We start from the raw sequence: 11,681 nt of genomic DNA, 5'->3' as shown, positions 1-11,681 counted from the left end.
AGCCCGTGCGAGTCACTGCTGCAGCAACCAACCTGATGCGCGGCTCAGACGTTGAAACGGAAGTGCAACACATCGCCTTCCTGGACGCGATATTCCTTGCCTTCCAAACGCAACCGGCCCACATCACGTGCGCCGGCTTCGCCGCGGTATTTGATGAAATCGTCATAGCCAATCGTTTCGGCGCGAATGAAGCCTTTCTCGAAATCGGTATGGATGACTGCTGCGGCCTGCGGCGCCGTGGAACCGGCCTTGACCGTCCACGCGCGCACTTCCTTCACACCCGCGGTGAAGTAGGTCTGCAAGCCCAACAATTCGTAAGCAGCCCGAATCACGCGGTTCAAGCCAGGCTCTTCCAGCCCCAAATCGGTCAGGAAGGCATCGCGGTCGACATCGTCGAGCTGGCTCAACTCTTCTTCGATGGCGGCACACACCGGCACCACTTTTGCGCCTTCGGTCTGCGCACGTGCGCGCACAGCATCCAGATGCGGGTTGTTTTCGAACCCATCTTCCATCACGTTGGCCACGTACATCACCGGCTTCATGGTGAGCAGGAACAACTCGCGAATGGCCAGCTTTTCCTCGTCGTCCAGCGCCACTGTGCGGGCGGCCTTGCCCTCATCCAGTGCGGCGCGCAGTTTGCCCAGCACCGCGATCTTGGCTTTGGCGTCCTTGTCGCCCCCCTTGGCCACGCGCTCATAGCGGTTGATGGCCTTATCGACCGATTCCAGATCGGCCAGCGCCAATTCGGTGTCGATGGTGTCGATGTCGGCCAGCGGATCGACCTTGTTGTTGACGTGAATCACGTCATCGTTATCGAAACAACGCACCACATGCGTAATCGCATCCACTTCACGGATGTGCGCCAGGAACTTGTTGCCAAGACCTTCGCCGCTGGCTGCGCCGGCCACAAGGCCTGCGATGTCGACAAATTCCACTGCGGTGGGGATGCACTTCTGCGGTTTGACGATCTCGGCCAATGCGGCAAGGCGCGGATCCGGTACCGGCACCACGCCCACGTTCGGCTCGATCGTGCAGAACGGGAAATTGGCAGCCGCAATCCCGGCCTTGGTCAGCGCGTTGAACAGGGTGGACTTGCCGACGTTGGGCAGACCGACGATGCCGCATTTGATACCCATGATGCGTATTGCTCCGTTGCCACGCCGGCAGCAAGCCGGCGCGATGATGAAATTTAAGGCGTGCGCGGCGTATGCAGCCGCGTCATCGCATCTGCAAAACTACCTGACACCACTTGTGGCAGTACGTCGGCTGCATCGCCAATGGCGCGCAGGATCATCGCCTCATCGGCGGCGCCCGGACGCCCCAGTACCCACGGTGTCACATGATCTTTGTGCCCAGGATGGCCAATGCCGATCCGCAGGCGGTGGAACTTGCCGTGCCCGAGCAGCCGGATGGTGTCGCGCAGGCCGTTTTGCCCGCCATGGCCACCATCGAACTTGAGCCGCGCCGTACCCGGCGGCAGGTCCAGCTCATCGTGCACCACCAGCATCTCTTCCGGCTCGATCTTCCAGTAGCGCAATGCTGCAGTGATCGACTTGCCGCTGGCATTCATGAACGTTGCCGGCCGCAGCAGCCAGACCGTTTGCCCGCCAATACTGATTTTGGCAGTCTCGCCAAACAGCTTGCTCTCCAGCCCAAAGCGCAGGCCAGCACCCAATGCCAGCGCGTCAATAAACCAGAACCCGGCGTTGTGCCGGGTTCGGGTGTATTCGGCACCGGGATTACCCAGCCCGACGATGAGACGAATCCCTGCCATGACAGGTGAATCGATCCTTCCCATCCTGCCCGCGACTGCAAGCAGGATGAGCGGGAACGATTACTTGGCGTCCTTCTTGGACGCCTTGGTGGCCGGCACTTCGGCGGTAGCCGGTGCCGCGCTGTCCACGGCTTCTTCCTTGCCGTGCTTGGCCACAACCACGGCCACGTCGTGCTCCTTGCCCAACTTCAGCGCCGGCAATTCCACACCGGCCGGCAGCGTCAGGTCGGACAAATGCACCACGCCGCCCACGGCCAGGTTGGCCAGATCCACTTCAAGGGCGCTGGGCAGATCCTTCGGCAAGCAGCTGATTTCCACTTCGGTCAGCTCGTGCATGATGACCACGCCACCGGTCTTGCCGGCCGGCGAGCTGTCCTGGTTCAGGAAGTGCAACTGCACCTTGGTGCGCAGGGCCTGGTTGGCGTCCACGCGCTGGAAATCCAGATGCATGATCAGCTGCTTGTACGGGTGGCGCTGCATATCACGCAGCAGCACTTGCTCGACCTTGCCATCGATGTCGAGGTTCAGCAACGACGAGTAGAACCACTCGTGCTGGCTGGCCAGCCAAATGGCTTCGTGCTCGATCTGGATGGATTGCGGGGCGGCGCTGCCGCCGTAGACGATGGCCGGCAGCTGAGCGGCATGACGCAGGCGGCGGCTCGCACCCTTCCCCTCGGCATTGCGGCTCGCGGCCTTGATGGTGTGTTCAGACATGATGATGACTCACTTTTATTGCAATGAAGCCGCCTCGCGGCGGCGATAACACTCATCCGCGACCAGATGAGTGGGGTGCGCTGCCGGCAAACCGGCAACGCGGGATTCCAAGGCCGCAACGTCAGTCGACGTAGAGCGAGCTGACAGATTCACCGAAGGTCATGCGGCGAATGGTTTCGGCCAGCAATTCGGCCACGCTGAGCTGCCGCACCTTGCCACAGGCTTTGGCCGCCGGCGACAACGGGATGGTGTCGGTGACCACCAACTCATCCAGCAAGGACTTGTTCAAGTTGTCGATGGCTGCACCCGACAGCACGGGATGCACGCAGTACGCCACCACCTTCAATGCGCCGCGCTCTTTCAGCGCGTTGGCGGCGGCGCACAGGGTGCCAGCGGTATCCACGATGTCATCCACCAGCACGCAGGTTTTGCCCGCAACATCACCGATGATGTTCATCACGGTGGCCACATTGGCCTTCGGGCGACGCTTGTCGATGATGGCCAGTTCCGCATCGTCGAGGCGCTTGGCAATCGCGCGCGCGCGCACCACACCGCCCACGTCGGGCGACACCACAATCACGTTGTCGGTGCCATGCGTGCGCCAGATATCGGCCAGCAGCAACGGCGAGGCATAGACATTGTCCACCGGCACATCGAAGAACCCTTGGATCTGATCGGCATGCAAATCCACGGTGAGCACGCGGTCGGTATCCACCGCGCTGAACATTTTGGCCGCCACTTTGGCGGTAATCGGCACACGCGCCGAGCGCGGGCGACGGTCTTGGCGGGCATAGCCGAAATACGGCACCACCGCCGTCACGCTGGCCGCCGAGGCGCGCTTGAGTGCATCGATCAGCACCAGCAATTCCATGAAATTTTCAGCCGACGGCGCATTGGTAGGCTGGATCACGTACACCTCTTGCCGGCGCACGCTTTCTTCAATCTCGACTTGCACTTCGCCATCGGAAAAACGGCTGATGAGCGCCTTGCCCGGCCGCACGCCCAACTCGCGGCAGACAGCATCGGCCAGCGGACGATTGGCATTCCCGGAGAAAACCAAAAAATTCGAGTCGTCTTGCATGTCGATGGCCGAATGGAGAACTGGATGAGATGGCAGGGGCGGAAGGATTCGAACCTACGCATGCCAGGATCAAAACCTGGTGCCTTAACCGCTTGGCGACGCCCCTAGCGAAATTGCTCCACTGCATCCAGCAGTGGCGACCTGTCTGCACCGCGCACAAGCCACGCATGCAGGCTTGATGGCAACGCGGCAAGTGCAGCTTCAGCGGCTTCGCGGGTGGCGAATTCGACAAAACATGCACTGCCCGAGCCGGTCAAGCGCGGCGTGCCGATGCTGGAAAGCGCCGCAAACATGGCCTCAATGGCGGGTTCACAGCGGCGCAGCACTGGCTCGAACGCGTTATCGAGCACGTTCCCTGACAGGAAGCCCGCTATTGTCGCGGGTCTGGCGTCTCGCGTCAAATCCGGTGATTGAAAAAGGCTGGCGGTGGCGGCATGCACCCCCGGATTGACCAACACATACCACGCAGGCGGCAGCGACATGGCGGTGAGCTGTTCCCCCACACCTTCGGCCCACGCATTGTGTCCGCGCACAAACACCGGCACATCGGCACCCAGCGCAAGGCCCAATTCGGCCAGCCGATCCACGCCAAGATGAAGCTGCCACAGCTGATTCAGCGCCACCAACACGGTCGCTGCATCGGACGAACCACCCCCGAAGCCGCCGCCCATCGGAATGCATTTTTCGATGCCGATATGCGCACCTTGCGCGCATTTAGCCGATGATTGCAAGTATTTTGCGGCACGAATCAGGAGATCGTCTGCCTCAGTCACCCCATCTGCACCCGGTCCAACGCGGCGGATAATGCCGTCGTTGCGCGCCCGCAGATACACCGTATCGCCCCATTCCAGGAGGCGGAATACGGTTTGCAAGTCGTGATAACCGTCATCACGGCGACCGGTGATGCGCAAGAACAAGTTCAGCTTGGCCGGGGCCGGCCAGGCACTCCATCCAGCATCCGCTGCAAACCCAGTCACTCCAGCCCCCAACGATCAATCGCAAGCTTCACCCGGCTCTTGCCACGCTGGGCGTCGATACGTGAAGGCATCTGCAAACCGCTGAATGGGTCGAGCTGCCAACGGCTGTACTCAATTTTCCAGCCACCCTGCTCGATCTGCCGTGGCAACAACTGCCCATCGAAGTGGATTTGCGCCGCCCCCAAACCGAACTCACTGGCGGCTACCGCACGCATCCAGCAACCTAGTGCCTGTATCGGGATATCCCAACCAGTGGCCGTGCGCAGCAAAGTCGCGGCATCCGCGCCATGTTGCGATCCCTGCGGCATGCCTTGCAGCTGCGCGCCTTGCGTATCGGACTGCAATACCCAAGTTTGCGCGGTGATGGGCGCGGTCAGTTGCAGCTGCAAACGACCCTCGCCTTGCGTCCATTCAAAACGCGCAGCACCCGCGTCCTTGCCGTTGCTGATCGCCATCCGACCCGCCATCGCCCAACCCGGCTGCAGGCAATCCCCCGACGCCAGGCCCAAGGCTTGCGTGCGTTGCTGTTGCGCGGCCCGCGCATCCACAACATCCGGCGCAGCGCGAGGCGATGTTGTGTGCGGCAGGGTCTGGCAACCGCCCAGCAAAACCATCAGCAGGACACCCCCGACACACCCTCTCACGCACCCACCTCGCGCAATGCACGTTGCAGCGCACGGTTGTCCGGCTCCAGCTTGCGTGCCTCATCGAAATACTTGCGCGCCTCGTCTTTCTGCCCAAGCACCCACAACACTTGCCCAAGATGGCTGGCGATATCGGGGTCTTTCTGCTGCGTATAGGCACGCCTCAAATAGTCCAGCGCTTCACGCGACTTGCCCAGCTTGAACAGCACCCAGCCGTAGCTGTCGATGATGGCGGCATTACCGGGGTCGGCCACGCGTGCGCGGTCGATCAACTCCAGGGCCTCGCGATAGCGCTGGGTGCGGTCGGCCAAGGTGTAGCCCAGCGCATTGAGCGCCGCCACATTGTCCGGCGCGATCACCAACACACGGCGCAGGTCGGCCTCGGCTTTGTCGATCTGGTCTTGCCGCTCCCACATCAGTGCACGCGCGTACAGCAGCTCCAGATTGTCCGGAAACGCCGCAAGGCCCCGCGCAAAGGCATCGCGCTCGGCGCTGGCATCCTTGTCTTTTAGGCGTAGCTCGGCTTCCAGCAGATAACCATCGCGACGATCGTCGTCACGCAACCCGGCATCGGCCTGAATGGCATGCAGTGCATCAAATGCCTGCTGAGGGCGCTGCATCGCATGCAACACATTGGCCGTGCGCATGCGCGCCACACCCTGCGCCTGTTGTCCCGGCACATTGGCGTACCAACGCAGTGCGTCGTCGTAGTGCTCCAGCGATTCGGCCAGCTGCCCCAGCAGCAATCGGCGCGACGGGCTGGGCTCGGTGGCCCCTTGCTTCACTTCGGCGTACAACGCAGCCAGCCCGGCCTTGTCCTTGGCCGTATCCAACAACGCCGCACGCTGCGCGTAGCTGGCGTCGTCTTGTGCACCCTGTGCCAGCACTTGAGCAGCTTTGCCAGGCTCGCCCAACGCCGCAAACTCACCTGCCAGCGCCCAGCGCAACGGCGAGGATTGCTGCGCAGCAGGCTCCAACCCGGCCAGCACTTCACGCGCCTGTTCGGTTTTGCCGGCTTCGCGCAGCAGTTGGGCGCGCAACAGCGCCACCTTGGGCTCCGCCGGGAATCGCGTCACTACCTGCCCGATGATGGCATCCACCAATTTGGGCTGTTCCAGCCGTTGTGCCAGGCCGCCAAAACTCAGCCATGCTTGCAGGTCATTGGGCAAACTCCCCTGTCGAATGATGTCGTTCAGCATCGTGACGACCAACGCCGGCTGCTTACCCACTGCACCAGTCAGCGCGGTCAAGCCGGCGCGCCAACCCTTCGGCTCTGCCATGAGGGCCGCCAATTCGCGCTGTGCTTGCCGCTTTTGCCCGGCGCGCAGGGCCAAGCTGGTGGCTACCATGCGCTCGGACTGACTGCGTCCGGGCGCCAATGCGTACCAAAGCTGCAACGCTTGGCCAGCCAGCGCATCTTGGTCAGCCAACAGCGCAATGCGGGTAGCGCGCTCGGCCAGGACCGGGTCCTGCACCGCCTTGGCGGCATCCAGATAATGCCGCGCCGCTTCCGGCAAATGACCGCTTTGCAGGGCGAATTCACCCGCCAAACTGGCCTCCAGCGGATCCACCTTCGCCAATGGCTGCGCCGGCTTGCCGGCCAGCGCCGCTGCCGAGCAAGTCAACAACAGCAGCAGTAAAGACACACGCAAACCACAGCAATACAGGTTGGACATGAAGGCGGCCGGTACAATGGCGGGTCGGGCCCGCAGCTTAACGCAGCCGCCTGAACAAATTCGCCAACTCCCTGTCGTGGTCCACAGCATTCCCGCTTATGAGCTTGTACGTCCTTGGCATCAACCACCAAACCGCGCCGGTTGCCCTGCGTGAAAAGGTGGCGTTTGCCAGCGAATCACTGGCCCCGGCACTGGCGTCGCTGCGCGGCTTGGCGGATGTGCACGAAGCCGTGTTGTTATCCACCTGCAACCGCACCGAGCTGTATGCCCATACCGACGGTGATGGGCAGGTCCTGGCCGACTGGCTGGCGGCACATCCGGATGCCGGCAACGATGTGCATGCGTATCTGTACCGGCACCGCGATGCCGATGCGGTGCGTCACTTGTTCCGGGTAGCCAGTGGTCTGGATTCGCTGGTACTGGGCGAGCCGCAGATCCTGGGCCAAGTGAAACAGGCATGGGCCGCCTCGCGTGAGGCGGGCGCGCTGGGCGGGCAGTTGGACCGGTTGTTTCAGCAGGCCTTTGCCACCGCCAAGCGCGCCCGTACCGATACCCGCATCGGTGCCAACCCGGTGTCGGTGGCGTCGATCGCAGTACGCTTGGCACAAGAAAATTTCGCGCGGCTGGATCAATCCAGCGTGCTGCTGATTGGCGCCGGCGAAACCATCGAACTGGCGGCACGCCATCTGACAGATGCCAAGGTGCAGCGGCTATTGATCGCCAACCGCACCTTGGCGCATGCGCAAGAATTGGCCAGCCGCCACGGCGGTATTGCCTTGCCACTGAATGAGATGGACAAGCACTTGGCCGAAGCCGACGTGGTGATTTCCGCCACCGCCGCGCGCACCCCGATCCTGCACCGGCAGCAGGTGGAACATGCGCTGCGGCAGCGCAAACACCGGCCGATGTTGCTATTGGATTTGGCGGTGCCGCGCGATATCGCCAGCGATGTGTCGGGCCTGCGCGATGTGTTTTTGTACACCGTCGATGATCTGGAACGCTCGATCGAAGACAACCGCCGCAGCCGCCGCGAAGCCGCAGAACAAGCCGAAGCCATCATCGAATTGCAAACCGCCCGCTTCATTGAGCAATGGCGCGCCAGCAGCCAGCAACAACCGTTGCTGCAATTGCGGGCGCATGGCGAAAACGCACGCAACGACGCACTGGCCAAAGCCAAGCAACAACTGGCCGCCGGCCTGCCTGCCGAGCAAGCACTGGAATTATTGGCGCACACCTTGACCAATCGCCTGCTGCACGCACCCACCGTGGCCCTGCGCGACGCCGCCCGCAGCGGCGATGCCGAGCTCAGCCGCGCGGTGGAAAAATTATTCCCTGGCTCCGACACCGGCAGCCGCGACGCATGACCCCTGCCCTGCGCCGCAAACTGGAAGCGCTGCTGGAGCGGCGCGAGGAAGTAGAACGTTTATTGGCCGACCCGGCCGTGGCCGCCGAGCAAACGCGTTTTCGCAATCTTTCGCGTGAATTTGCCAGCTTGCAGCCGGTTGCCGATGCCTTGGCCGCCGAGGCGCAAGCGCGTGCCGACCTGGCCGCAGCGCTTGCACTGCGTGATGACCCTGAACTGCGCGAATTGGCTGCCGATGAAATCGACACCGCCAACACCCGCCTGCAGCAACTGGAAGGCGAGCTACTGGCGCAATTGATTCCGAAAGATGCGCGCGACGATGGCGGTTTGTATTTGGAGGTCCGCGCCGGCATTGGCGGTGATGAAGCGGCGATTTTCGCCGGCGACTTGTTCCGCATGTACACCCGCTATGCCGAAACCCAAGGCTGGCGGGTCGAGGTGGAATCAGCCAACCCCGGCGAACACGGCGGCTACAAGGAAATCGTGGCGCGGGTGGAAGGCGCGGGTGCGTATGCCAAATTGAAATACGAATCCGGCACCCACCGCGTGCAGCGCGTGCCGGCCACCGAATCGCAAGGCCGCATCCACACCTCCGCCGCCACGGTAGCCATCATTGCGCTGGAGGCCGGCGAGGACAGCACCATGGTGATCAACCCTGCGGATTTGAAGGTGGACACCTTCCGTTCGTCCGGTGCCGGCGGGCAGCACGTCAACAAAACCGAGTCGGCCATTCGCATCACCCACGTCCCCACCGGCGTGGTGGTGGAATCGCAAACCGAGCGCAGCCAGCACGCCAACCGCGACAAAGCGATGAAACGCCTGCAGGCAATGCTGGTGGAAGCCGAGATCGAAAAACGCACCGCCGCCACCGCGGCCGAGCGCAAATTGCAGGTCGGCAGTGGCGACCGTAGCCAGCGCATCCGCACTTACAACTTCCCGCAGGGGCGCATCACCGACCACCGCGTGGAAGGCCTCACCCTGTATGACCTGCCCGCGATCATCGAAGGTGCGCTGGAGCCGCTGATCCTTCGCTTGCAGCAAGAACAGCAAGCCGAAGCACTGGCGCAGCTGGCCCGCGAAGCCTGATCGCCCCCCACGCCGAGCATAACCATGACAACGACCACCATTACCCGCGCAGGCCCGGCCGATCTGGATGCCCTCGCCACCTTGTTTGATACCTACCGCCAGTTCTATGGTCAACCCAGCGATGTGGAGCGTGGCCGCAAATGGCTGCGCGAACGCCTGCGCTTTGGCGAGTCGATGGTGCTGTTGGCACGCCGCGGCAACGCGCTGGTGGGCTTCGCCCAGCTCTACCCGATGTTTTCCTCGGTGCGCACGGCGAAGACGTGGATTTTGAATGATTTGTATGTGGATGCCAGTGCGCGCCGCAAGGGTATCGCCCGGCAATTGCTGCAAGCCGCCGCCGACTTTGCCAAAACCGACGGTGCCACCGGGATTGCACTGGAAACCGCCAGCGACAATGCCGCCGCACGCGCCCTGTACCGCGCCGCCGGTTGGCGCGAAGATGCCACCCAGTGGTACTCGCTGAGCTTTGAGCCGGGCCTGCATTGAGGCATCCCTAGCCCGCGTGCACAGCGGCACGCAGCGATCTACACTCGATCATCCCCGGCCGTACAAGGATTCTCCGGATGTCGATCGACGCCACCCTGCGACTGCTCAGCAAAGCCAGCGGCATTACCGTCACCGACCTTGCTACCACTATTCCTCGGGCCGGCATCAGTACGGTCAATGCGTGGCTGAAAGGCGACAAGATTCCGGGCAAGGAACAAATCGACGCATTGGCACGCACCTTCGGCGTCCCCGCCGGCGCGTTGCTGGCGGAGATCGCCACCACGTTGGATCCTGCGCGCAGCAAGGGCGAGCACGCGCTGCTGGCCGCCTATCGCAGCCTCAATACGCGCCAACAAGGTGCGCTGCTGGAAGTGGCGCGCAGCATGCAGCCGGCACCGCCAGCCACACCACGGCGCAAGCCAGCCACACCGCGGCGCAAGCAAGCATGAGCAAGCTCAAACGCGAGCAGTATCAAGCCCTGCTGGAGCCCATGCAGGTGGAATTGGCGAATGCGGCGCGCTGGCTGCAACACACCGGCAGACGATTGGTGGTGGTGTTTGAAGGCCGCGATACCGCCGGCAAGGGGGGGGCCATCCAGGCCATCCACGAGCACATCAACCCGCGCCAATGCCGCGTGGTCGCACTGCCCAAACCCAGCGAACGCGAGGCCGGGCAGTGGTATTTCCAGCGCTATGTGGAGCAACTCCCGGCCGCAGGTGAGATCGTCCTGTTTGACCGCAGTTGGTACAACCGCGCCGGGGTGGAAAAGGTGATGGGGTTTGCCAGCGACACGCAGGTGACCGCGTTCCTGAAAGCCGCGCCACTGTTTGAAAAGCAGTTGGTCGATGACGGCATCCTGTTGTTCAAATACTGGCTGTGCTGCGATCAGGAAAAACAGGAAAAACGTTTCACTGACCGCCTGCATGATCCGCTCAAAGGTTGGAAGTTATCGCCGATCGACTTGGAAGCGCGCAGCCGCTACCGCGCCTACACCGAGGCGCGTGAGGCGATGCTGGATGCCACGCATACCCGCCACGCGCCGTGGACGCTGGTGGATTTCAACGATCAGAAACTGGGCCGGCTCAGCCTGATTCGCGACCTGCTGGATCGCCTGCCCGACACCCGCATCGATGCCCCTGCCATCACCTTTCCGCCGCTGGCCAGCCACCCTGCGCGCGAACACTACGGCGCGCTGGAGCCGATCCCTGCGTTCAAGGTTTGACGGCAGCCACAGGCATGGCGGCGACTGGCGGCCACGGCAAACCCACTTGCTTGGCCAACGCGGCATAACGCGGGTCGTTGCGATAGCGCAGCAACAAGGCGTCGTACAGCAGCGCCTGCATGCCCGGATCACGCGCTTGCCATGCGCGCGCCAACCATTCGAACATTGCATCCGGTTCGCCGCGCACCGCATACACCTGCGCAATCTGGAACGCCCAGCCTTCGGCATGGTCGTGGATGCACGCCTGCAGCCGCGTATCGGCATCGGCACGGTTGCTGCCAATTTGTGCCGCCAGCGCCAAGGCGAAATCTTGCCACGGGCCGGCAGGTTCGGCTTCGGCGGCTTTCTGTGCCGCCGCAAAGTCACGCCGCTGCACTTCGATGATGGCCAGCAGATGGTGGTTATAGATGGCGCGCGGCTCCAGCTCGACCGCCTTGCCGATGGCTTGTTTGGCCTCGTCCAAACGCCCCAGTGGCATTAAATAGGCCACTAGCCAGCGGTACCAGTTGGCATTCCGTGGATCCAGCTTCAGCGCCCTACGGGTTAGCTCCACCGCCTGCGTCAAATCGCCCTGGCTGGCACGTGCCACCCCAAGTTGATACAGCGCGTCGCCATCTTCCGGTGCCAGCGCCACCGCTTTGCGCAACTCGGCCTCGCC

The 11,681-nt window shown here is 62.8% G+C and carries 13 protein-coding genes and 1 tRNA gene; 5 read left to right on the top strand and 9 right to left on the bottom strand.

Translation table 11 applies throughout. From position 1 onward, the window contains the following. Positions 1-44: 44 nt before the first annotated feature. From ychF to QWB57_RS11815, 8 genes are all read right to left on the bottom strand, one after another. Positions 45-1,136, bottom strand: coding sequence for a redox-regulated ATPase YchF (gene ychF / locus QWB57_RS11850; protein ID WP_288969688.1), 1,092 nt, complete (start codon positions 1,134-1,136; stop codon positions 45-47). A 53-nt stretch (positions 1,137-1,189) separates the two neighbouring features. Beyond that, positions 1,190-1,774: an aminoacyl-tRNA hydrolase gene (gene pth / locus QWB57_RS11845; protein WP_223626343.1), complete on the bottom strand. Its 585-nt coding sequence runs from the start codon at positions 1,772-1,774 to the stop codon at positions 1,190-1,192. A gap of 60 nt (positions 1,775-1,834) precedes the next feature. After that, positions 1,835-2,488 (bottom strand): 50S ribosomal protein L25/general stress protein Ctc, encoded by a 654-nt coding sequence (locus QWB57_RS11840; RefSeq protein ID WP_223626341.1) that lies wholly within the window; start codon positions 2,486-2,488, stop codon positions 1,835-1,837. A gap of 121 nt (positions 2,489-2,609) precedes the next feature. Next, complete coding sequence (locus QWB57_RS11835; RefSeq protein WP_223626339.1) at positions 2,610-3,569, bottom strand: ribose-phosphate diphosphokinase; 960 nt, start codon at positions 3,567-3,569, stop codon at positions 2,610-2,612. A 30-nt stretch (positions 3,570-3,599) separates the two neighbouring features. Continuing rightward, positions 3,600-3,675: transfer RNA gene (locus QWB57_RS11830), tRNA-Gln, on the bottom strand. Next, positions 3,674-4,546 carry a 4-(cytidine 5'-diphospho)-2-C-methyl-D-erythritol kinase gene (gene ispE / locus QWB57_RS11825; RefSeq protein WP_288969687.1) on the bottom strand — a complete coding sequence of 291 codons (873 nt, stop codon included), beginning with the start codon at positions 4,544-4,546 and terminating at the stop codon, positions 3,674-3,676. The genes QWB57_RS11830 and ispE overlap by 2 nt, the downstream gene beginning before the upstream one ends. Continuing rightward, positions 4,543-5,160, bottom strand: coding sequence for a lipoprotein insertase outer membrane protein LolB (gene lolB / locus QWB57_RS11820; protein ID WP_288969685.1), 618 nt, complete (start codon positions 5,158-5,160; stop codon positions 4,543-4,545). The genes ispE and lolB overlap by 4 nt, the downstream gene beginning before the upstream one ends. Before the next feature lie 26 nt (positions 5,161-5,186). Next, positions 5,187-6,866, bottom strand: coding sequence for a tetratricopeptide repeat protein (locus QWB57_RS11815; protein ID WP_223626332.1), 1,680 nt, complete (start codon positions 6,864-6,866; stop codon positions 5,187-5,189). A 98-nt stretch (positions 6,867-6,964) separates the two neighbouring features. Between QWB57_RS11815 and hemA the strand changes: the two genes are divergently transcribed. The 5 genes from hemA to ppk2 all read left to right on the top strand — a co-directional run bounded on the left by hemA (position 6,965) and on the right by ppk2 (position 11,023). After that, positions 6,965-8,230 (top strand): glutamyl-tRNA reductase, encoded by a 1,266-nt coding sequence (hemA, locus tag QWB57_RS11810; protein WP_288969682.1) that lies wholly within the window; start codon positions 6,965-6,967, stop codon positions 8,228-8,230. After that, the gene (prfA, locus tag QWB57_RS11805; RefSeq protein ID WP_288969681.1) at positions 8,227-9,315 is read left to right on the top strand and encodes a peptide chain release factor 1; all 1,089 of its coding nucleotides are present in this window, start codon (positions 8,227-8,229) and stop codon (positions 9,313-9,315) included. The genes hemA and prfA overlap by 4 nt, the downstream gene beginning before the upstream one ends. 24 nt (positions 9,316-9,339) lie before the next feature. Continuing rightward, positions 9,340-9,801: a GNAT family N-acetyltransferase gene (locus QWB57_RS11800; protein WP_288969680.1), complete on the top strand. Its 462-nt coding sequence runs from the start codon at positions 9,340-9,342 to the stop codon at positions 9,799-9,801. Between the two features lie 77 nt (positions 9,802-9,878). After that, positions 9,879-10,250, top strand: a complete 372-nt coding sequence (locus tag QWB57_RS11795) for a helix-turn-helix transcriptional regulator (protein ID WP_223626323.1) — start codon at positions 9,879-9,881, stop codon at positions 10,248-10,250. Then, positions 10,247-11,023 (top strand): polyphosphate kinase 2, encoded by a 777-nt coding sequence (gene ppk2, locus QWB57_RS11790; protein WP_288969677.1) that lies wholly within the window; start codon positions 10,247-10,249, stop codon positions 11,021-11,023. The genes QWB57_RS11795 and ppk2 overlap by 4 nt, the downstream gene beginning before the upstream one ends. Here ppk2 and QWB57_RS11785 read toward each other — a convergent pair. Continuing rightward, positions 11,013-11,681 (bottom strand): tetratricopeptide repeat protein (locus tag QWB57_RS11785; protein ID WP_288969676.1); only part of this gene is annotated, 669 nt, incomplete at its 5' end. The genes ppk2 and QWB57_RS11785 overlap by 11 nt on opposite strands.

The organism is uncultured Thermomonas sp., from assembly GCF_937872235.1.
Lineage (GTDB): Bacteria > Pseudomonadota > Gammaproteobacteria > Xanthomonadales > Xanthomonadaceae > Thermomonas > Thermomonas beijingensis.
This window is presented reverse-complemented; position numbering and strand designations above follow the sequence as displayed.

Excerpts from the sequence above, each read along its gene's own strand:
- ychF (WP_288969688.1), bottom strand. The coding sequence starts at position 1,136 with ATGGGTATCAAATGCGGCATCGTCGGTCTGCCCAACGTCGGCAAGTCC.
- pth (WP_223626343.1), bottom strand. The coding sequence starts at position 1,774 with ATGGCAGGGATTCGTCTCATCGTCGGGCTGGGTAATCCCGGTGCCGAA.
- QWB57_RS11840 (WP_223626341.1), bottom strand. The coding sequence starts at position 2,488 with ATGTCTGAACACACCATCAAGGCCGCGAGCCGCAATGCCGAGGGGAAG.
- QWB57_RS11835 (WP_223626339.1), bottom strand. The coding sequence starts at position 3,569 with ATGCAAGACGACTCGAATTTTTTGGTTTTCTCCGGGAATGCCAATCGT.
- lolB (WP_288969685.1), bottom strand. The coding sequence starts at position 5,160 with ATGGTTTTGCTGGGCGGTTGCCAGACCCTGCCGCACACAACATCGCCT.
- QWB57_RS11815 (WP_223626332.1), bottom strand. The coding sequence starts at position 6,866 with ATGTCCAACCTGTATTGCTGTGGTTTGCGTGTGTCTTTACTGCTGCTG.
- hemA (WP_288969682.1), top strand. The coding sequence starts at position 6,965 with ATGAGCTTGTACGTCCTTGGCATCAACCACCAAACCGCGCCGGTTGCC.
- prfA (WP_288969681.1), top strand. The coding sequence starts at position 8,227 with ATGACCCCTGCCCTGCGCCGCAAACTGGAAGCGCTGCTGGAGCGGCGC.
- QWB57_RS11800 (WP_288969680.1), top strand. The coding sequence starts at position 9,340 with ATGACAACGACCACCATTACCCGCGCAGGCCCGGCCGATCTGGATGCC.
- QWB57_RS11795 (WP_223626323.1), top strand. The coding sequence starts at position 9,879 with ATGTCGATCGACGCCACCCTGCGACTGCTCAGCAAAGCCAGCGGCATT.
- ppk2 (WP_288969677.1), top strand. The coding sequence starts at position 10,247 with ATGAGCAAGCTCAAACGCGAGCAGTATCAAGCCCTGCTGGAGCCCATG.